This window comes from Massilia sp. S19_KUP03_FR1 (assembly GCF_036688685.1).
GTDB lineage: Bacteria > Pseudomonadota > Gammaproteobacteria > Burkholderiales > Burkholderiaceae_D > JALYUM01.
The window spans coordinates 57,128-75,310 of sequence record NZ_JAQQPS010000007.1 but is presented as its reverse complement, the minus strand read 5'-3'; the positions used below and the strand labels follow the sequence as shown (position 1 = coordinate 75,310).

Sequence of the window (18,183 nt, the reverse complement as noted above, 5' to 3'; positions counted from 1 at the left end):
ATGCATGTGGGGGTGGCGATGCAGCGGACACGGCGGGTGATCGCCTGGCTGGCGGGTGGCGCACTGGGCGCCGGTCTCGAGGCGCATGCGCTCGAGACCGGCGTCAGCGGCCGCATCACCTTCGGCAGCGTGGTCCGGCTCGAATCGCCCGACCCGGACTTGCTGACGGCGCTGAACGCGCCGCTGGTGGGCCTGGCGGGCCGCGCCAGCGGCAGCAATGCCGACGACGCCAACCTGAATTTTCGCCGCCACGATGCGGTATCGACCGCAATCAAGGGCTACCTCGACCTGTCCGCGCGCGAGGGCGACTTCAGCGCGCTGGTGCGTGTCAAGGCCTGGCACGATGGCGCGCTCGCGCGCGGCACCCGGCCGTGGGGCAACAGCCTGAATGGCTATACGGCGGATGTCCCCCTGGGTGACGCCGGGGCCGCGCGCCTGGCCAGGTTCAGCGGCGTGGCCTTGCTCGACGCCTGGGTGCAGCAGAGCGTGGCCCTGGGGAGCGCGCGCCTGTTGGGACGGATCGGCCGCCAAAGCCTCGCGTGGGGCGAGCGCTCCGCAGTCGGTGGCGGGCTCGATGCCCTCAGTGCGCGCGACTTGCCGGCGCAGCGCCGCGCCAGCGCAGTGGCGCAGGAAACGCGCGTGGCGTCACCGATGGCGTTTGCCCGCCTCGAGTTGACGCCGGCGCTGGCGCTGGAAGGGTTTGTCGGCGGGCGCTTCCAGCCCACCACGCTCGACCTGTGCGGCACGTTCTGGGCCGTCAGCGATTACCTGGCGCCGGGCTGCAATGTCGTCATGTCCGGACTGCCCGTGTTGAACGACCGCGCGCGCGTGGCCACCGGCGCCTTGCTGAAACGCCTGCCGACGCCGGACAGCGGCGCGCATGACGCCGGCCTCGCGCTGCTGTTCAAGGCCTTCGGCCTGGATGTTGGCCTGTACCAGGCGCGTTACACCTGGCGCACGCCAATGCCGGGCCTGCGCCGCAGCAGCCGCATTGGTCCGCCCATCGTGCCGGGCGACCCGGACGGCAAGAACATGGCCTTCCTCACCGAATACCCCGACAACATCGCGCTCTCGGCGCTCACCGTAGCCCGCAAGCAGGGCGACACCACGGTGTTCGGTGAGCTGTCGTACCGCCCGCGCGCGCCGTTCATGCTGGCGCCCGGCGATGCGCTGCCGCCGTTCCTCAGCCCCAGCGCGCCCGCGCTGCTGCGGGTGGCGGCCGATGCCGTGGCGCCCGGTGGCATCTTTCATGGCTACGACCTGCACCCGAGCGCGCAGCTGCAAATTGGCGTGCAGCAGGACGGAAAAGTCGGCGCCACGCCGCTGTCCGCGACGCTCGAGGTGGTGGCCAAGCATGCGATCGGCTTGCCCGACCCCGCGCTGCGCCGCTATGGCCGCGCCGACCTGTTCGGCGTGGGGCCGGTGTTCGGCGTGTGCACCGTCACCACCGCCAACCCGGCCCGGCAGTGCACCCAGGCCGGGTATGTCAGCAGCGATGCCTGGGGCTACCGCCTGCGCGTGGAGGCGCGCTGGCCCGCAGTTGCACCCGACTTGATGCCCGGCCTGGCCGCTTCCGCCAGCGCCGCCTTCGTGCACGACGTCAGAGGCTGGTCGAACGATTTCCTGCTCAACCAGGGACGCAAGACACTCAACCTGGGCGTGCGGCTGGAGTACCGCCAGCGCTATCTGTTCGAGATTGCCTGGCTGCCGGTGTGGGGTGGCGACTACAATCCCCTGAGCGACCGCGATACGCTGGCGCTGGCCGCCGGCATCAAATTTTGAAACGAACCTGGAGACACCCGGATGATCGATACACTCACAGTGGCAGCTGCCGCCGGCGCATTTGTCGGCACCCATTTCCTGCTGTCGCATCCTTTGCGAAAACCGCTGGTGGGCGTCCTCGGCGAAACCGGCTTCCTGGGCCTGTACTCGCTGGTGGCGGCTGTCACGCTCTGGTCGATCAGCTGGAGCTATACCCGGGCCCCGGCCAGCACCGCCCTGTGGCCGGTGGGTGACGTGATCTGGGGCATCGCGACGGTGGCCATGCTGGTGGCGTCGATCCTGCTGATTGGCTCGCTGGTGCGCAACCCGGCGCTGCCCGGCGCGGCCGCCAGCGCTGCCACCGCCCAGGCGCAGGGCGTCTTCGCGATCACGCGCCATCCCATGATGTGGGCGTTTGCGATCTGGGGCGTGTGCCACATCCTGGTCTATCCGGTGCCGAAAAATATCGTGGTGGCGGTGGCGATCATCGTGCTGGCGCTGGTGGGCGCGGCCATGCAGGACCGCAAGAAGGAAGGCCTCGATCCGCAAGGCTGGCCGGCATGGGAAGCGCGCACCAGTTACTGGCCGTTCGCGGCAATCGCGCAGGGCCGCGCCAAGGTCGGCAAGTTTGGCGCCCATGCGCTTGGCGGCGGGGTGGTGGTGTGGTTGCTGGCGACCTGGGCGCATCTTCCGCTGGCGGGCTGGCCAGCCGGCATCTGGCGCTGGCTGCACATTTAAGCGCACCAATGCGGTGCATACCTGGCCAGATTGGGCTGGCACGCATCCTGCTCTACAGAAAGCATGCCTGATTGCTCACATGCCCATCCAACCGCCGCCGCGCCCTGGCAAGCGTCGCTGCGGCTGGGTTTTGCGCGCGATGGCGACACCACCCGCCTGGTCGAACGGACCCACCGTGGACCGCTGCGCGTGCAGAAGCCGCTGTATCCGGAAGGCCCGGGCATTTGCCACGCGATCATGCTGCACCCGCCTGGGGGCGTGGTCGGTGGCGACCAGCTGGCCATCGCCGTCGATGCCGCCGACGGCGCTCACGCTTTCCTGACCACGCCCGGCGCCGCCAAGTGGTACCGCGCCAACGGCAAGGTGTCGAGCCAGCGCGTGACCATCGCCGTGGGCGCGGGCGGCGCCTGCGAATGGATGCCGCAAGAAAGTATTTTTTACGATGCCGCCCGGGTCGACCTGCACCACGAGGTGGCGCTGGCCGAAGGCGCGCGCTACATCGGCAGCGAGATCCTGTGCTTCGGGCGGCGCGCCGCGCACGAGCGCTTTATCAGCGGCGCGGTGCGCCAGCACATCCGCATCCGGCGGGGAGCAAAGCTGGTGTGGTGGGAGCAGGGCGTGATCACCCCTGCTGCCATTGCCAGCCGCTTCGGCCTGAACGGCAGGAGCGTCTGCGCGACCTTGATCGCGGTCGGCCCGCCGCTGCCGGCCGCCTTGCTGGCCAGCCTGCGTGCGCTCGACCCGGCGCTCGGCATCACGTACATGAAATCGGTGCTGGTGGCACGCTACCTGGGCGACGACAGCGAAACCGCGCGCCACGCCCTGGTGCGCGTGTGGCAGCAGCTGCGGCCCCACCTGCTGGGCTGTGCGGCGCCAATGCCGCGCATCTGGCAAACCTGAAAGAGGACGATGGACCTGACCCCGCGCGAAAAAGACAAGCTGCTCATTTTTACCGCCGGCCTGCTGGCCGAGCGGCGCCGCGCGCGCGGCCTGAAACTGAATTACCCCGAAGCCGTGGCGCTGATCACCTGCGCCATCATGGAAGGCGCGCGCGATGGCCGCAGCGTCGCTGAACTCATGAGCGAGGGTGCGGCCATCCTGACGCGCGCCGACGTCATGGACGGCGTGCCCGAGATGATTCCGGATATTCAGGTCGAAGCGACCTTCCCGGACGGGACCAAGCTGGTCACCGTCCACCACCCGATTCCGTAAAGGCTGCCATGCACATTCCCGGCGAATACCTGTTGGAAGATGGCGATATCGAGATCAACGTCGGCCGCACCAGCGTCACCGTGGTGGTGGCCAACAGCGGCGACCGGCCGGTGCAGGTCGGCTCGCATTACCATTTTTACGAAGTCAACACCGCGCTGATATTTGATCGTGCACTGGCGCTGGGCATGCGCCTCGATATCGCCGCCGGCACTGCTGTGCGCTTCGAACCCGGCCAGCAGCGCACGGTGACCCTGGTCGCCCTCGGCGGCGAGCGCAAGGTGTTCGGTTTTAACAGTCTGGTAATGGGGGCCTTGCCTCCCGTGAAGGAATCCTGAGATGGCCATCATCACGCGCCGCGCCTACGCGGACATGTACGGCCCGACCACGGGCGACCGCATCCGCCTGGCCGACACCGGCCTCGTCATCGAGATCGAAAAGGACTACGCCATCTACGGCGAGGAAGTCAAATTCGGCGGCGGCAAAGTCATCCGCGACGGCATGGGCCAGTCGCAGCGTTCCCACGCCGACGTGATGGACACGGTCATCACGAATGCCGTCATCGTCGACCACTGGGGCATCGTCAAGGCCGACATCGGCATCAAGAATGGCCTGATTGCCGGCATCGGCAAGGCCGGCAACCCGGACATCCAGCCGGGCGTGACGATGGCGATTGGCGGCGCCACCGAGATCATCGCCGGCGAAGGCATGATCGTGACCGCCGGCGGCATCGATACCCACATCCATTTCATTTGTCCGCAGCAAATTGAGGAAGCCTTGATGAGCGGCGTGACGACCATGCTGGGCGGCGGCACCGGACCGGCAGTCGGCACCGCCGCCACCACCTGCACCCCCGGCCCGTGGCATATCCATTCGATGCTGGGCGCGGCCGACGCCTTCCCGATGAACCTGGGGTTTTTCGGCAAGGGCAACGTCAGCCTGCCGCATCCGCTCGAAGAGCAGGTGCTGGCCGGCGCCATCGGCCTGAAACTGCATGAAGACTGGGGCAGCACGCCGGCCGCCATCGACAACTGCCTGGCGGTCGCCGATGCGATGGACGTGCAGGTCGCGCTGCACTCGGACACGCTCAACGAAGCCGGCTTTTTGGAGAGCACGCTGGCCGCCTTCAAGGACCGCACCATTCACACGTTTCACACCGAGGGCGCCGGCGGCGGCCACGCGCCGGACATCATCGCCGCAGTCGGGCAAAGCAACGTACTGCCGTCGTCGACCAATCCGACCCGCCCGTTCACCGTCAACACGCTCGACGAACATCTCGACATGCTGATGGTCTGCCACCACCTCGACGCGGCGATTGCCGAAGACGTGGCGTTTGCCGAGTCGCGCATCCGGCGCGAAACCATCGCCGCCGAAGATATCCTGCATGACCTGGGCGCGATCTCGATGATGTCGTCCGATTCGCAGGCCATGGGCCGTGTGGGCGAGACCATCATGCGCACCTGGCAGACCGCGCACAAGATGAAGGCGCAACGCGGGCCGCTGGCGCCCGACTCGGAACGCAGCGACAATTTTCGGGTCAAGCGCTACATTGCCAAGTACACCATCAACCCGGCCATCACGCACGGCATTGCGCACGTGGTCGGCTCGCTCGAGGTGGGTAAAATCGCCGACATCGTGCTGTGGAAGCCGGCCTTCTTCGGCGTGAAACCGTCCATGATCGTCAAGGGCGGCATGATCGCCGCGGCCCAGATGGGCGACCCGAATGCATCGATCCCGACGCCGCAGCCGGTGCACTACCGGATGATGTTCGGCGCCTTCGGCGGCGGCCTGAAAAAATCGTTCACCTTCGTCTCGCAGGCTGCATTTGATGCGGATATTGGCCGCAAGCTCGGCCTGACGAAAACGCTGATCCCGGTGCGCAATATGCGCACGCTGCGCAAGCACGACATGGTCCACAACGGCGCCACGCCGCACATGGAAGTCGATCCTGAAACCTATGAGGTGCGCGCCGACGGCCAGTTGCTGGTCTGCGAAGCGGCGTCTGTGCTGCCCCTCGCCCAACGCTACTTTTTATTCTAGATGCTGACCCTTCATACCAAGCTGGAACAGGCAGTGGCCGTCGACGACACCCTCGTACTCGACTACGATCGCCGTGAAAAATGCCGCCTGCGCGTGCGCCTCGCGTCCGGCGCAGAAGCCGCGCTGTTCATGGTGCGCGGCACCGTGCTGCGCGACGGCGACCTGTTGACTGGCCCGGAACAAAAGGTGGTGCGCGTCGTGGCCGCGCTCGAGCCGACCTACGCGATCCGCTGCCGGGACGCGCTCACGCTGGTGCGCTGCGCCTACCACCTGGGCAACCGGCACACCCCGGTCGCCATTGGCGTCGACCTGCTGCGCATCCGGGTCGACAAGGTCCTGCGCGACATGGTGGAAGGCCTGGGCGCCAGCGTGACCGAGGAAGACGCCCCGTTCGAGCCGGAGCAGGGCGCGTATGCGGGTGGCGGCCACCATCACGGTGAACGCTCGCTGCTGGCGCCGGTGCCGCTGCGCCAGAAAATCCACCGTCCGGGCGACCCGGCGTGAACGCGGCCGCGCTGCTGCACCTGTTGCAGTTTGCCAGCCCGGCGCTGCCGATCGGCGGCTACAGCTATTCGCAGGGGCTGGAAGCGGCCATCGAGCAAGGCCTGGTCACGGACGCGTCCAGCGCGCGCGCATGGATCGCCGACTACCTGCAGCACGTGATGGCGACCTGGGACGCACCCCTGCTGTGGCGCCTGATGGAAGCGTTTTCATGCGCCGACCAGGATGCGGTGGCACTCTGGAGCGAGCGTTTCATCGCCTCGCGCGACACCTTCGAATTGCGCGCCGAAAGCATCCAGATGGGTTATTCGCTGGTGCGCCTGATTGCCGAACTCGGCGTCGCCGACGTCGCGATGCTGGGCGATGAAGTGGCCCTGCCGACCGCGTTTGCCTGCGCCGTCGCCGGCCTTGGCATCGCGCCGGCCGACGCCTTGCTGGCCTGGCTGTTCGGCTGGGCCGAAAACCAGGTGCTGGTGTGCGTCAAATCGATCCCGCTGGGGCAGGTGGCGGGCCAGCGCCTGCTGCTGTCGCTGTGCCCCGATCTGGAGCAGGCCGCAGCGCTTGCCCGCAGCCTCGCTGACGAGGATTTGTCCAACTGGGCGCCCGGCCTGTCGATGCTGTCGATGCAGCACGAAGTGCAGCACGGCCGCCTGTATCGTTCCTAGAAATGAGAGCAACCTTATGACCAGTAATCCCCTGCGCGTCGGTATCGGCGGCCCGGTCGGCTCCGGCAAAACGGCCCTGTGCGAACACCTGTGCCGCGCCATGCGCGACTCGGTCGACATGGCCGTCATCACCAACGACATCTACACGCGCGAAGACATGGAAATTTTGCTGCGCGCCGAAGCGCTGGCGCCCGAGCGCCTGATGGGCGTGGAAACGGGCGGCTGCCCGCACACGGCCATTCGCGAAGATGCGTCGATCAACCTGGAAGCCATCGCGCGCCTGCAGGCCGATTTTCCGGACCTGGAAATGGTGCTGGTGGAGTCTGGCGGCGACAACCTGGCGGCCACCTTCAGCCCTGAGCTGTCCGACCTGACGCTGTACGTGATCGACGTGGCCGGCGGCGAAAAAATCCCGAGGAAGGGCGGCCCCGGCATCACGCGCTCGGACCTCCTGATCATCAACAAGACCGACCTGGCGCCGCACGTGGGTGCCGACCTGGCCGTGATGGCGGCCGATGCCAAGCGCCAGCGCGGCGAGCGGCCGTTCATTTTCACCAACCTGCGCAGCGGCGAGGGTGTCGCCGCCGTGGTCGCCTTTATCCGGACGCAGGGCTTGATGGAGCAGGAAGCATGAAGAAAATTGTCGCGATTGGCGCCGGCTTGACTGGCGCGCCCGCCATGGCGCATCCCGGCCACGACGGTTTGCACGGCATCGTGGCGCTCGACCATCCGGTGGCGCTGGTGCTGTTTGTGATCTTCAGCGGCCTGGTGCTGGTGCTGGCGAGCTGGCACAGCAAGAGAAAAGGCCGCAAGCGCTGATCACGCCCGGCGCCGCTCCGGTGCATCGGCGGCGCGCGGCGGCGCCAGCGTAATTGGGCCGGCCTGGTCCGGGTACAGCCCGGTCGCGCCCTGATAGACTGCGGCGATGGCCGCCATGTCCACGGCCTGGTCGCCGGTCAGCTGCAGATGGTCGACGAAGCGGATTTCTTTTTTGCTGAAATCGAGCGCGATCAGCAGCAGCGGCACCTTGGCCGCCAGCGCCAGGTGATAGAAGCCGCTCTTCCAGTGTGGCTGGCGCGCGCGCGAGCCTTCCGGCGTGATGACGATCCACATCCAGTCGGCGCTGTGGATGCGTGCCGCCAGGCGCTCGGTGGCGCCGGTCGGGGCGCCGCGCCGCTCCACCGGCAGCCCGCCCCAGTAGCGCATCAGGGCGCCGGTCGGGCCGCGAAACAGCGATGCCTTGGCCAGCCAGCGAAACGGCAGGCCCATCGACCACTTGCACAGCAGGCCGATGAAAAAATCCAGGTTCGAGGTGTGCGGATACACCACGGCGATGCCGTGCGGCCCCGGCAGCGGGCGGAAGCGCATACGCCAGCCGAGCAGCTGCAGCACGCGCAGCGCAGTGCGCTGGCCCCAGGTTGGCAGGCTGGCCGGGTGCAGCAAGTGATCGTCGTTCATGACATCTCCGTAACGTTTCTGTGCGCACAATAGATGCGTCATAGAAATAAACGGAGGATTTTATAGCGAAGGGCGGGTAGCGACAAGTGCCATCCATGCAACTGGCATACTCAATGTTGCAACGCGCCCAGGTCGATGCCGGTCTGCGTGCTGCGCGGCTTGCCGAGAAAATCCACCGGGTCGGCCTGGCTGGCCAGCCCTTTGCCGATGGCCGGGGAATTAGCGCTCAGGCGAAAATCCGGCGTGCCGCTGCGGCTGTAGGCGAGGAAACCGGGCGCTTCGGCCACCGTGCCCTCGTGTTCGAGGCCGTTGAGCAGGTTCCAGTCGGCGTTCTTGTTCTGGAACACCAGGTTGTTGCGGTAGCGATTGTTTTTGCCGGTCGCGCCCTGCTCGAAAATGCCCATCTTGTTGTCGAACACGATGTTGTTGAAGACATAGGTATGGTCGTTCGGGCCCTTGGTGTAGTAATAGTCGCCGCCGCCGACGACAATGCCCGTGTTCGACGCCGCCACCGTGTTGTTGACGATGATGACATTGTTGGCGTCGTGCCACAGGTGGATGCCGGCTTCCGCCACGCGGTAGACGATGTTGTTGCGCACCGTGCCGGGGGTGTTGATATAAATGCCCTGGATGAAGCGACAGCCGGCCGGGCCAATGTCGTGCACGCTGTTGCCGATGACGTCGGACTTGATGCCGCGGTAGTAGCTGTCGACGCCGATGCCGGAGCCACCGGCGCTGGTGCACGGCACGTTGGTGGCGATGTGGTGCACGTGGTTGTGGGCAATCGTGTTGTAGGAGCCGCCGCTGTAGATCCCGGTTGTCCACTTGATGCCACCCTGGTAGCGGCTGCCATCGATCTCGAAACCGACGATGTCGACGTAGTTGCCGCGGTTATCCCAGGCGATGGCGCTGGTGGCCTCGGCCGGCTCGTTGGGCGGTACGATTCTGGCGCCCCAGCGCACTGTCGACTGGTAGGTGATGCGTCCGCCCGGCGTGATGCTGCCGGAGGTTTGTGTCTTGAAGCCGCCTTCGTAGACGCCGGGCGCCACGTGCACGATGGTGCCGGGCATGGCCGCCTGCGCGGCGCGGCCGATGGTCAGGAACGGCGAAGTCTCGCTGCCGGTATTGGTGTCGCGCCCGTTCGGCGCCACATACAGATGCGTCACCATCATCACGGGCACGTTGTAGACGGGCGCGCCGGGCGCGCTGTCGCGCGCCCCGCAGGCGGCGGCCAGAAGGCACAGCGTTACCAGGGGGAGGGCAAAGGACAGTGTCGGGCTGCGTTTCATGGTCAATTCCTCGCGTGAAATGATTGGGGAAGTTTGACCTGACACAAGCGTCGATGCGGACGGTTTGCGCAAGGTTGTCTTTGATTTTCCTTAAAACAAGGCGCAGCCATCCGTGCGTGCTGGCGGCAAAATGCTTGCTGCGCTATGGTGGACGCCTACACGAGGAGAACAGATGCGCACAGTCAGATTGCCGTCCGGCCGCACCATGCCGGCGCTGGGGCAGGGTACCTGGAATATGGGGGAGGACCGGCAGGCGCGCGGCGCCGAAGTGGCGGCCTTGCAACTGGGCCTGGACCTGGGGATGAACCTGATCGACACGGCCGAAATGTATGGCGAGGGCGGGGCTGAGGAAGTGGTGGGCGCAGCCATTGCCGGTCGGCGCGATGCGGTGTTTTTGGTCAGCAAGGTGTATCCGCACAATGCCAGCCGGGCAGGCGTGCGCGCAGCGTGCGAGCGCAGCCTGCGCCGACTCGGCACCGACCGCCTCGACCTGTACCTGCTGCACTGGCGTGGCGATATGCCGCTGGCAGAGACGCTGGCCGGCTTGCTGGCGCTGCAGCTTGAGGGCAAGATCCTCGAGTTTGGCGTCAGCAATTTCGACCGCGACGACATGCTGGAAGCGGCCGGCTTGCCGGGTGGCGCAGCCATTGCGACGAACCAGGTGCTGTACAACCTGCCCAAGCGCGGCGTTGAATGGGATTTGCTGCCATGGATGCACCAGCAGCACATGCCGCTGATGGCGTACTCGCCGCTGGATTCGTCTCCGGCGGAAACGTCCAGCCTGCTGCGCAACGCCACGCTGGTCTCTGTGGCCGCGCGCCACGGCATCACGCCGGGCCAGTTGGCCGTAGCGTGGCTGCTGCACCGGCCGAACGTGGCGGTGATTCCGAAAGCGGTCCAGCTGGAGCATGTCGAGCAGAACCGGGCGGCACTGAACGTGTTGCTCTCTGGTGCTGACCTGTCCGAGCTGGACGCGGCGTTTCCGCCGCCGCGCCGGGCCACGCCACTGGCGATGCGATGATGGCGCGTGTTTCGGTCCTGTTCCTGCTGGTGCTCGGCGCGGGCGCGCACGCCGCGCCGGCCGACCTGGTCGCGGGCAAGGCGGCGTTTCAGAAGTGCGCGTCGTGTCATGCGGTGGGACCGTATGCGCGCGGTGGCTATGCGCCGCAGCTGAACGGCATCGTCGGGCGCCGCGCCGGCAGCACGACCGATTTCGCGTATTCGGCGGTCCTCAAAAATGCCAACTTCAGCTGGAGCGAGCAGAACCTGGCCGGCTTCCTGCGCGCGCCCAGTGAATTCATTCCAGGTAACAAGATGCGCTTCTGGGGCATCAGCGACCAGCAGCAGATCGTCAACCTGATCGGCTACATGAAGACTTTTACGGCGGCGCTGGTGGCGCCTTTAGCGCCACCAGCGCCGGCAAATAAGCCGAAGTGAACGCCGGCGGCATGCGCCTTGGGCGGCCGCTGGAAATTTCGATGCACACCAGGTCCCAGCGCCCGCGCAGCACGGTGGCGCCATCGCGGTCGCGCACCAGCTGGAAGCGTCGCGCCATCGTCATCAGGCCGTCGGTGGCGACCAGCCAGGTGGCCAGCGTCAGCGCTTCGCCCACCGAGGTTGCCAGCAAATAATCGTATTCGCCGCGCCGGATTGCCATGGCACGATCGAGCTGCTGGTAGTCGCGCAGCGTCAGGCCCAGTGCTGCCGAATGCGACCAGCCGGCATCCTGGCACCAGCGCACGTACACGCCGTTATTCGTGTGGTTCAGGCCATCGATGTCGGTGTCCGCTGGCGTGCACGCGATTGTGTGCGGACCGGGAAAGTCCCAGCTGGTTCCGTCGTTCATCTGCATCCTTGTCAAGCATGGTTGTGCGGGTGTGCCTATTCTACTGTCATGTACACCATGGTTTTGCTGCTGTACCTGCAACAGGGCGTCGACGTCACACTCGACGGCGCGCGTCTGCGTGGCGCTTATCGCGACCGCAGCGCATGCGAACGGGCGGCCTTGTCGCTACGCGGGGCCGTGCCGGTGCCGGGCAGCTACGGCGCGGCGTGGCAGGACGTGGTGTGCATGAGGGTCGCCCGCGACGTGCGCGTGCGCGAGGCGGCGCCGCTCGACCTCGGGCAGCTGCTGAACACGCGGCCACCCGGGGTCTGCCAGGGCGAGGGCACCTGGCGCCGGCTGGCGCAGCTGTGCACGCGGCGCTGAGGTTTGTTTCCGGATCCCGGCAGGGTCCCGGCCCTGCGCTGGTTCGAGGTGCGTTTACTTTGCGCCCGTCATCGTGCGCTTGATGGCCACGCAACGCTGGTCTTCTTCCAGCCTGTTCTGCAGCGCGCGCCGGGTCAGCGCCGACAGCGTCGTCATGCTGCGCGACGCCTGTGCCAGCCGCGCCACGCTCGCTGGCGTGCAGTTGGACGGGATCATGGCGCCGGCGTAGGCGCGCATGTAGACCGGGCCGGCGCTCTGGTCCAGCACGGCCAGTTGTGCCAGGCGCTGGTCCGCTGTCGCTTCGCTGAACGCACCTTGTTCGCCGGGATAGAGGCTGAACATGGCGACGCGGATTTGGGAAAATGGCAGCGCCGTTTTGGTGTCCTGGATGGTGGCCAGCCAGCGTGCCTTGTTGGCGGCCGCGGGGCGCACCACCTCGGCGGCAATGGCCGCGGCCTGGCCGGCTGCGGACTTGTCGCGCACCGCTTCGGCGCTCACCAGCGCGGCGCTGCCCGGGTAGTCGCGCCGGCTCAGCTGTTGCAGGATGTCCCAGCGCACGTCCTGGTTGACCACCAGGCCGTCGACCTTCACGGTGCCGTCGAGCAGGCCGGCGAGGCGCTGCTGCGCGTCGACGCTGCCGGCCTGGTCGAGGTAGCTGCGCAACCAGCGGCGCTGGAAGTCGCCGTTGGCGGCATTGGCCAGCACGCCGTTCCAGGCCATCGCTTCGAGGGCGACGCCGGCGCGGCGGGTCGCCGGGCTATCGACGTGCATGCGATCGAGCAGGCGGCGGGCCGACCCAAGCTTGCCCAGCACGTCGCCCAGCAAGGTGTAATCTTTCTCGGTCGGGACGTTGTGCAGGGCGGTGTCGATGAAGTCGAGCAGCGACGTTTTGCCGTCGCGTACGCCGTCCCACAGGCTTTGCCACAGCATCGCGCGCAGCAGCGGGTCGTCGACCTTGGCCAGATGGGCGCGCGTTGTGGCCTGCGAACGCGCGTCGAGGGCGATTTTCACAAAGCCCCAATCCTGGTAGTTCGGGTACACCAGGTCGGGGCAGGCGCTGCCGACCAGGCCAGGGACGCTGGTCGACGCGCCGCGGTAGGTCACGGCCACGTTCTTGCCGAGCGCCAGCTTGTCGCCGGCGCGTGTGAATGTGGCCACTTGCACGCGCTGCTCGCGCAGGGCTGGCAGGGCGGCGCTCGGGGCGCTTTGTTGCAAGCTAAAACTGCTGATGCGGCCGGCCTTGCACTGGTAGTTGGCGACGAGCGTGTTCACGCCAGCCTGGTACAGCCATTCGGCGGTCCAGGGCTTCAGGTCGCGTCCGGCCGTCTCGCCCAGCGTGCCGATAAAATCGTCCAGCGTCGCGTTCTGGTAGGCGAATTTGGTGAGATAGTTGTGCACGCCCTTGCGGAACACCTCTTCGCCCAGCAAGTGGCGCAGCTGCATCAGTGTCGAGGCACCTTTCGAATAGGTGATCGCATCGATATTGTCGAAGGCATTTGCCGTGGACGGCACCGGCACTTCGATCGGGTGCGTACTGGCGGTCTGGTCCTGCGCATAGGCTCCCTGTTTGCCGCCCGAATAAAAATCGCGCCAGGCATCCTTGAATTCGGTCGCCTCGGCGGTGGCGAGCGTACCCATGAAGGACGCAAAACTTTCGTTCAGCCACAAGCCGTTCCACCATTTCATGGTGACCAGGTCGCCGAACCACTGGTGCGCCATCTCGTGCATGATCACGCTGGCCAGGCTCTGGCGCTCTGCCGCGGTCATGTCCGCCTTGTACAGGAAGCCCGCTTCGCCGAAGGTGATGGCGGCGGCGTTTTCCATGGCGCCGTACAGAAAGTCGGGCACCAGGATCTGGTCGTACTTGGCGAACTGGTAGGGGACGCCGAAATAATTGTCGAAGAAGGCCAAGCCCTGTTTGGTGTACTTGAACCACTCGTCCGGCTTGATCTGGCTGGCCACCGACTGGCGGGCGAACAGGCGCATCGGGTAGGGGCCGCTGTTGTCTTCCCACATCTTGTAGGGGCCGGCATGCATGGAAAAATTGTAGGGACTGAGTTTTTTGGTGCGCGGGAAGGTCCAGCGGCGGCTCTCGGCCGCGGCCGGCTCGACGCCACTTTCGCGCATGGTCGAGATGACAGTCCAGTCGCGCGGCGCCGTCACGCTCAGCTGGTATGTCGCTTTCAGGTCGGGCTGGTCGAACACGGCGAACATCTGGTGCGCCGCGGCCGGCTCGAAGTGCGAGTAGGTGTAGACCAGGCCATCGACCGGGTCTTTCATACGGTGCAAGCCTTCGCCGTTGGTGCTGTGCAGGCGCTGGTAAACCACGCTGACGAGGTTGCGGCCCTTGACCAGGTCGGCGGGGGCGAGCGTGATGAACCAGTTGTTATAGACCGGCGTGACCTGCTTGCCGTTGACGGTCAGCATGGCGATGCTCGCCTTGTCGAGGTCGAGGGTCAGTGGCGTGCTGGCGTCCAGCAAGTCGAACTGCACGGTGGTGGTAGCGTTAAAACTTTCCTTGCCAGTCAAGCTGAAATCGAGCACGTAATCGACATTCGCCACACGCGCGGCGCGGGCGGCGGCGTCAGCCTGCGCCAGAAAGGCATTCTCGGGGCGGGAGGTCGCTGCGGTGGCGGCTGGCGCGGCGAGCGCGGGAATTGAGCTTGCGATGGCGAGCGCCAGCGCGGATGCGGCAAATGATTTCAAGTGAGGGTCCTGGTCAGGCGAACAAAATCGTCACCAAGAATAACACGGCGGCACTACCGAATGACAGTGCCGCCGTGACTGCGGACCGGCGTGTTTACGCAGGCAGGGCGGGGTAATCGGTATAGCCGACCGGGCCTGGCTGATAAATAGTTTCGTAGTTCGGCTGGTTGATCGGCGCATTCAGTTCCAGTCTGCGCGGCAAGTCAGGGTTGGCCAGGAACCACTGTCCGAAGGCGACGGCATCGGCCTTGCCTTCGTTGATCAGGGCAGTCGCGCTTTCTTTGGTAAATTTTTCGTTGGCGATATACACGCCGCCGAAGGCATCCTTGAGCATTGGGCCCAGGCTGTCGGCGCCCACTGATTCGCGCGCGAATATGAACGCGATGGCGCGCTGCTTGAGTGCGCGTGCGACGTAACCGAAGGTGGCGGCCGGATCCGCGTCGCCCATGGTGTGCATGTCGCCGCGCGGCGAGAGGTGCATGCCGACGCGCCCGGCGCCCCAGACAGCGATGCAGGCGTCGGTCACTTCCAGCAACAGGCGGGCGCGGTTTTCGATGGTGCCGCCGTAGTTGTCGGTGCGGTGGTTGGTGCTGTCCTGCAGGAACTGGTCGAGCAGGTAACCATTCGCGCCGTGCACTTCCACGCCGTCGAAACCGGCCAGTTTGGCGTTCTCGGCGCCCTTGCGGAAGGCGGCGACGATGCCCGGCAGTTCTTCCAGGTCGAGCGCGCGCGGGACCGGGAAATCGCGCATCGGGCGCAGCAGGCTGACGTGGCCGACGGCGGCGATTGCGCTCGGCGCCACCGGCGCCGAGCCGTCGAGGAATACCGGGTCCGAGATGCGGCCCACGTGCCACAGTTGCAGCATGATGCGACCGCCGGCTGCGTGCACCGCGTCGGTGATCAGCTTCCAGCCGGCCACCTGCTCGTCGGACCAGATGCCTGGCGTGTCGGCGTAGCCCACGCCCATCGGCGTGACGGAGGTCGCTTCCGACAGAATCAGGCCGGCACTGGCGCGCTGCGTGTAGTATTCGGCCATGAGGGCATTCGGCACGCGGCCGGCGCCGGGTGCGTGGGCGCGCGTGAGCGGTGCCATGATGATGCGGTTTGGCAGGGTCAGGTCGCCGACCTGGATCGGGTCAAATAATGTCGTCATGTGGTTTGGTTCTTTGGCTGGTGCGGTTGGATGGATGCGGGCGCTGGCATTGGCCCGCTGCACACGATGCTACGGTATCTGCGCCAACTCTGCTGAAAGGCTGAAAAACACTAATGTTATACTGGGGCATCATTCATTTTCTGTCGGAGTTTGCATGAGCTGGATTTACCTGGTTCTGGCGGGGTTGCTGGAAGTCGGCTGGGCCGTGGGCCTGAAATACACCGCGGGTTTTACGCGCCTGATTCCGTCGCTGTTTACCTTGCTGGCCATGTTAGGCAGCGTCGGGATGCTGGGGCTGGCCCTGCGCGACCTGCCGCTGGGGACGGCATATGCCGTCTGGACCGGCATCGGCACGGTCGGCGTGGCGATCGCCGGCATGCTGATGCTGGGCGAACCGGCCGGGGCCCTGCGACTGGGCGCCATCGGACTCATCGTGGTCGGCATTATCGGCCTGAAGATCCTGACGCCGCACTGAGCGCGCGGCGCGGCCCGATCTACACTTGCGCTTTACCGGAGGATGCCCATGCCCGATCGCGATCCACTCGTCACCGCCGCGCTGGCCGCCCACGCGGACGGCCGTTTCGCCGAAGCGCTGTCCCTGCTGAAGCAATTGTTCGCGGAAGAGGCGTGCGCCACGGTTTCTGGTCGCTCGCGCCTGTTCATCACGATGTTCGGCTGGCAAATGCTGGTGGCGGCCTACCCGCCTGCGCGCGCCGCCTTGCAGACCTTGCGCGAGGCGCAGATCCGGCAACTGCTTGCCGGCGACCTTTTTTTCGGCCCGCCTGGCGAACCCATTTTCGACGAGGGCCGCACGAGGCAAACGACGCGTTTTGCGATTGTCGTCGACATCAACCGGATGATCGACGAGCCTGCCTCAACCGCCACCTTGTTTCAACGCCTGGACGCGGACCAACCCGCGCTGGCTGAAACCTATGCCGGTGCGGCCCTGCCGGCGCTGGTGGCGACCGGCAGGTTTGCGCTGGCTGACCGTTATCGCGGCGCGCCGCTGCGTTACCTTGACGCGATCAATTTCGATGCGCGTACGATGCCGCTGTATCCCGGCGCGCACGAAGCGCCGCGCCTGGCTGCCAGCCTGAGCGGACTGGTCGGCGAGGTTGCGATTGGCATGGCGGTACTCGAGGGGCTTGGGCGAGCCGCCGAGGCCAGGCAATTGCGTGCGGCGCTGCTCGACGGGCTGCAACATGACGCCTTGCGCGACCTGGCGGCGCGTGAACTTGCTGCCAGCGGCACCATCACGCGTACTCTGGTTGAGCACCAGATGGCGCGCGATTCCTGATCACCGATCCTCGCGCGCCTGGCTGCCCGGCGCTACAGGTACTTCACCCACGCCCTGTGGCTGGTGCGCTTGTACTGGCCAAACCGGCGCGTGGGCCAGTACAGCGCCGCCACCAGCGCTGCCGCAATCGCCCAGATCTGCCACACCGCGGTCACGTCGGCCCGGCTCACCCCGCTTGCCGCCGCCGCCATCCGTCCCAGCCCCAGCAGCACGTATAAATGCAGCAGGTAGTAAAACAGCGGCGCCCCGCCAAACACGGCGGCGATGCGCGTGAAGGCTGTATCGCGCGCGTCGAGCCAGGCCAGCACCAGCACCCCGCAGCCCAGGGTCAGCAGCAAAAAGTCCAGCGACGGCGGATATTTGGTGAAGTTCACGAAGGCCATCACCTTATGCAGCGCATCGGCCTGCACCGTCCACGGCACCGGCTCGCCATACGCGTTGACGGTGCGCAGCAGCACCAGCAGCGCCAGGCACAAGCTCCCGCCCAGCATCAGACAACGCCGGCGCCGCAGTGGTGCCGCAGCGCGCGCGAACAGCGGCCCGCACGCATAGCCGAGCAGGATCACACCGATCCATGCCAGCACCGGATAGCTGACTTTCACCCGTAGCGGCGTTTCCAGCAGGTAGCCGCGCTGTTCCAGGATGGTCCACACGCTTGCCGCCACGCTGCCCGGCTCAAACGCGACACCGGCGAGCGCATTGTGCCCGCCCACGATGAGCACGCCGAGTGCCGCCAGCACGGCCAGACGCAGGCGCTGCAGCAGTGCCAGCGTCAGCATCGCCAGCCCGATCGCCCAGATCACCTGCAGATACAGTATTGCGGGCGTGAAGCTGCCGCTCCAGGCGAAGTTGACCACCACGATCTCCATGGTGACCAGCAGCAGGCCGCGTTTGACCAGGAAGCTGGTCGGGTCGCGCGGGCCGCTGGCCGGATTGGCGTACAGCCAGGCCGACAGCCCGGTCAGGAACACGAACATCGGTGCGCAGAAGTGCGCGCTCAGGCGCGTAAAAAACAGCGCCGGGCTGGTGGCGGCGAGGTCCATCGGGTCGCTCACCTGGTGCTGCATGAAAAAAGTCTCGCGTACATGGTCGACCGTCATCAGGAGCATGACCAGGCCGCGTGCGACGTCGATTGAGGCGATACGTTGGTTTGTCAT

General features: G+C 66.3%; 21 protein-coding genes. 15 read left to right on the top strand and 6 right to left on the bottom strand.

What is annotated here, in order from left to right; translation table 11 throughout:
• Window positions 1-18: 18 nt before the first annotated feature.
• The 10 genes from V6M87_RS09585 (at window position 19) to V6M87_RS09540 (ending at window position 7,733) form a co-directional block, all read left to right on the top strand.
• Window positions 19-1,782: a DUF1302 domain-containing protein gene (locus V6M87_RS09585; RefSeq protein ID WP_332876389.1), complete on the top strand. Its 1,764-nt coding sequence runs from the start codon at window positions 19-21 to the stop codon at window positions 1,780-1,782.
• Between the two features lie 21 nt (window positions 1,783-1,803).
• A complete protein-coding gene (locus tag V6M87_RS09580; RefSeq protein WP_332876388.1) occupies window positions 1,804-2,499 on the top strand; it encodes an NnrU family protein in 696 nt (231 codons plus the stop codon).
• A gap of 63 nt (window positions 2,500-2,562) precedes the next feature.
• A complete protein-coding gene (locus tag V6M87_RS09575) occupies window positions 2,563-3,399 on the top strand; it encodes an urease accessory protein UreD (RefSeq protein WP_332876387.1) in 837 nt (278 codons plus the stop codon).
• Between the two features lie 9 nt (window positions 3,400-3,408).
• Entirely contained in the window at window positions 3,409-3,711 is a 303-nt protein-coding gene (gene ureA, locus V6M87_RS09570; RefSeq protein WP_332876386.1) for an urease subunit gamma, read from the top strand.
• An 8-nt stretch (window positions 3,712-3,719) separates the two neighbouring features.
• A complete protein-coding gene (locus tag V6M87_RS09565) occupies window positions 3,720-4,046 on the top strand; it encodes an urease subunit beta (RefSeq protein ID WP_332876385.1) in 327 nt (108 codons plus the stop codon).
• A 1-nt stretch (window position 4,047) separates the two neighbouring features.
• Window positions 4,048-5,748: an urease subunit alpha gene (ureC, locus tag V6M87_RS09560; protein ID WP_332876384.1), complete on the top strand. Its 1,701-nt coding sequence runs from the start codon at window positions 4,048-4,050 to the stop codon at window positions 5,746-5,748.
• Window positions 5,749-6,252, top strand: coding sequence for an urease accessory protein UreE (gene ureE, locus V6M87_RS09555; RefSeq protein WP_332876383.1), 504 nt, complete (start codon window positions 5,749-5,751; stop codon window positions 6,250-6,252).
• Window positions 6,249-6,914: an urease accessory protein UreF gene (locus tag V6M87_RS09550; protein ID WP_332876382.1), complete on the top strand. Its 666-nt coding sequence runs from the start codon at window positions 6,249-6,251 to the stop codon at window positions 6,912-6,914. The genes ureE and V6M87_RS09550 overlap by 4 nt, the downstream gene beginning before the upstream one ends.
• A 16-nt stretch (window positions 6,915-6,930) precedes the next feature.
• The gene (ureG, locus tag V6M87_RS09545; protein ID WP_332876381.1) at window positions 6,931-7,548 is read left to right on the top strand and encodes an urease accessory protein UreG; all 618 of its coding nucleotides are present in this window, start codon (window positions 6,931-6,933) and stop codon (window positions 7,546-7,548) included.
• On the top strand, window positions 7,545-7,733 hold the full coding sequence (locus V6M87_RS09540; protein WP_332876380.1) for a hypothetical protein: 189 nt from the start codon (window positions 7,545-7,547) through the stop codon (window positions 7,731-7,733). Before ureG ends, V6M87_RS09540 begins: the two co-directional genes overlap by 4 nt.
• Here V6M87_RS09540 and V6M87_RS09535 read toward each other — a convergent pair whose 3' ends face one another.
• Both V6M87_RS09535 and V6M87_RS09530 read right to left on the bottom strand, forming a co-directional pair.
• On the bottom strand, window positions 7,734-8,372 hold the full coding sequence (locus V6M87_RS09535; protein WP_332876379.1) for a 1-acyl-sn-glycerol-3-phosphate acyltransferase: 639 nt from the start codon (window positions 8,370-8,372) through the stop codon (window positions 7,734-7,736).
• Between the two features lie 110 nt (window positions 8,373-8,482).
• A complete protein-coding gene (locus V6M87_RS09530) occupies window positions 8,483-9,661 on the bottom strand; it encodes a DUF1565 domain-containing protein (RefSeq protein WP_332876378.1) in 1,179 nt (392 codons plus the stop codon).
• Window positions 9,662-9,833: 172 nt separating this feature from the next.
• On the opposite strand from V6M87_RS09530, the gene V6M87_RS09525 reads away from it, so the two are divergent.
• Both V6M87_RS09525 and V6M87_RS09520 read left to right on the top strand, forming a co-directional pair.
• A complete protein-coding gene (locus V6M87_RS09525; protein ID WP_332876377.1) occupies window positions 9,834-10,682 on the top strand; it encodes an aldo/keto reductase in 849 nt (282 codons plus the stop codon).
• Window positions 10,679-11,098 carry a c-type cytochrome gene (locus V6M87_RS09520; RefSeq protein ID WP_332876376.1) on the top strand — a complete coding sequence of 140 codons (420 nt, stop codon included), beginning with the start codon at window positions 10,679-10,681 and terminating at the stop codon, window positions 11,096-11,098. Before V6M87_RS09525 ends, V6M87_RS09520 begins: the two co-directional genes overlap by 4 nt.
• Here the strand turns inward: V6M87_RS09520 and V6M87_RS09515 are convergent.
• A complete protein-coding gene (locus V6M87_RS09515) occupies window positions 11,040-11,507 on the bottom strand; it encodes an acyl-CoA thioesterase (RefSeq protein ID WP_332876375.1) in 468 nt (155 codons plus the stop codon). The two genes, V6M87_RS09520 and V6M87_RS09515, sit on opposite strands and share 59 nt — an antisense overlap.
• Window positions 11,508-11,555: 48 nt before the next feature.
• Between V6M87_RS09515 and V6M87_RS09510 the strand changes: the two genes are divergently transcribed.
• The gene (locus tag V6M87_RS09510; RefSeq protein ID WP_332876374.1) at window positions 11,556-11,870 is read left to right on the top strand and encodes a hypothetical protein; all 315 of its coding nucleotides are present in this window, start codon (window positions 11,556-11,558) and stop codon (window positions 11,868-11,870) included.
• A 54-nt stretch (window positions 11,871-11,924) separates the two neighbouring features.
• On the opposite strand, the gene pepN is transcribed toward V6M87_RS09510, so the two are convergent.
• Both pepN and V6M87_RS09500 read right to left on the bottom strand, forming a co-directional pair.
• The gene (pepN, locus tag V6M87_RS09505) at window positions 11,925-14,576 is read right to left on the bottom strand and encodes an aminopeptidase N (protein ID WP_332876373.1); all 2,652 of its coding nucleotides are present in this window, start codon (window positions 14,574-14,576) and stop codon (window positions 11,925-11,927) included.
• Between the two features lie 94 nt (window positions 14,577-14,670).
• Entirely contained in the window at window positions 14,671-15,729 is a 1,059-nt protein-coding gene (locus tag V6M87_RS09500; protein ID WP_332876372.1) for an alkene reductase, read from the bottom strand.
• Window positions 15,730-15,883: 154 nt separating this feature from the next.
• Here V6M87_RS09500 and sugE point away from each other — a divergent pair, with 154 nt between their 5' ends.
• Window positions 15,884-16,204 (top strand): quaternary ammonium compound efflux SMR transporter SugE, encoded by a 321-nt coding sequence (gene sugE / locus V6M87_RS09495; protein ID WP_332876371.1) that lies wholly within the window; start codon window positions 15,884-15,886, stop codon window positions 16,202-16,204.
• A 48-nt stretch (window positions 16,205-16,252) separates the two neighbouring features.
• Window positions 16,253-17,026, top strand: a complete 774-nt coding sequence (locus V6M87_RS09490; RefSeq protein ID WP_332876370.1) for a hypothetical protein — start codon at window positions 16,253-16,255, stop codon at window positions 17,024-17,026.
• A 32-nt stretch (window positions 17,027-17,058) separates the two neighbouring features.
• Here V6M87_RS09490 and V6M87_RS09485 read toward each other — a convergent pair whose 3' ends face one another.
• Window positions 17,059-18,183, bottom strand: a complete 1,125-nt coding sequence (locus V6M87_RS09485) for a DUF1624 domain-containing protein (protein ID WP_332876369.1) — start codon at window positions 18,181-18,183, stop codon at window positions 17,059-17,061.

Bases quoted from the DNA above. Each gene is read 5' to 3' on its own strand.
- V6M87_RS09585 (WP_332876389.1), top strand. From the start codon at position 19: ATGCAGCGGACACGGCGGGTGATCGCCTGGCTGGCGGGTGGCGCACTG.
- V6M87_RS09580 (WP_332876388.1), top strand. From the start codon at position 1,804: ATGATCGATACACTCACAGTGGCAGCTGCCGCCGGCGCATTTGTCGGC.
- V6M87_RS09575 (WP_332876387.1), top strand. From the start codon at position 2,563: ATGCCTGATTGCTCACATGCCCATCCAACCGCCGCCGCGCCCTGGCAA.
- ureA (WP_332876386.1), top strand. From the start codon at position 3,409: ATGGACCTGACCCCGCGCGAAAAAGACAAGCTGCTCATTTTTACCGCC.
- V6M87_RS09565 (WP_332876385.1), top strand. From the start codon at position 3,720: ATGCACATTCCCGGCGAATACCTGTTGGAAGATGGCGATATCGAGATC.
- ureC (WP_332876384.1), top strand. From the start codon at position 4,048: ATGGCCATCATCACGCGCCGCGCCTACGCGGACATGTACGGCCCGACC.
- ureE (WP_332876383.1), top strand. From the start codon at position 5,749: ATGCTGACCCTTCATACCAAGCTGGAACAGGCAGTGGCCGTCGACGAC.
- ureG (WP_332876381.1), top strand. From the start codon at position 6,931: ATGACCAGTAATCCCCTGCGCGTCGGTATCGGCGGCCCGGTCGGCTCC.
- V6M87_RS09540 (WP_332876380.1), top strand. From the start codon at position 7,545: ATGAAGAAAATTGTCGCGATTGGCGCCGGCTTGACTGGCGCGCCCGCC.
- V6M87_RS09535 (WP_332876379.1), bottom strand. From the start codon at position 8,372: ATGAACGACGATCACTTGCTGCACCCGGCCAGCCTGCCAACCTGGGGC.
- V6M87_RS09530 (WP_332876378.1), bottom strand. From the start codon at position 9,661: ATGAAACGCAGCCCGACACTGTCCTTTGCCCTCCCCCTGGTAACGCTG.
- V6M87_RS09525 (WP_332876377.1), top strand. From the start codon at position 9,834: ATGCGCACAGTCAGATTGCCGTCCGGCCGCACCATGCCGGCGCTGGGG.
- V6M87_RS09520 (WP_332876376.1), top strand. From the start codon at position 10,679: ATGATGGCGCGTGTTTCGGTCCTGTTCCTGCTGGTGCTCGGCGCGGGC.
- V6M87_RS09515 (WP_332876375.1), bottom strand. From the start codon at position 11,507: ATGAACGACGGAACCAGCTGGGACTTTCCCGGTCCGCACACAATCGCG.
- V6M87_RS09510 (WP_332876374.1), top strand. From the start codon at position 11,556: ATGTACACCATGGTTTTGCTGCTGTACCTGCAACAGGGCGTCGACGTC.
- V6M87_RS09500 (WP_332876372.1), bottom strand. From the start codon at position 15,729: ATGACGACATTATTTGACCCGATCCAGGTCGGCGACCTGACCCTGCCA.
- sugE (WP_332876371.1), top strand. From the start codon at position 15,884: ATGAGCTGGATTTACCTGGTTCTGGCGGGGTTGCTGGAAGTCGGCTGG.
- V6M87_RS09490 (WP_332876370.1), top strand. From the start codon at position 16,253: ATGCCCGATCGCGATCCACTCGTCACCGCCGCGCTGGCCGCCCACGCG.
- V6M87_RS09485 (WP_332876369.1), bottom strand. From the start codon at position 18,183: ATGACAAACCAACGTATCGCCTCAATCGACGTCGCACGCGGCCTGGTC.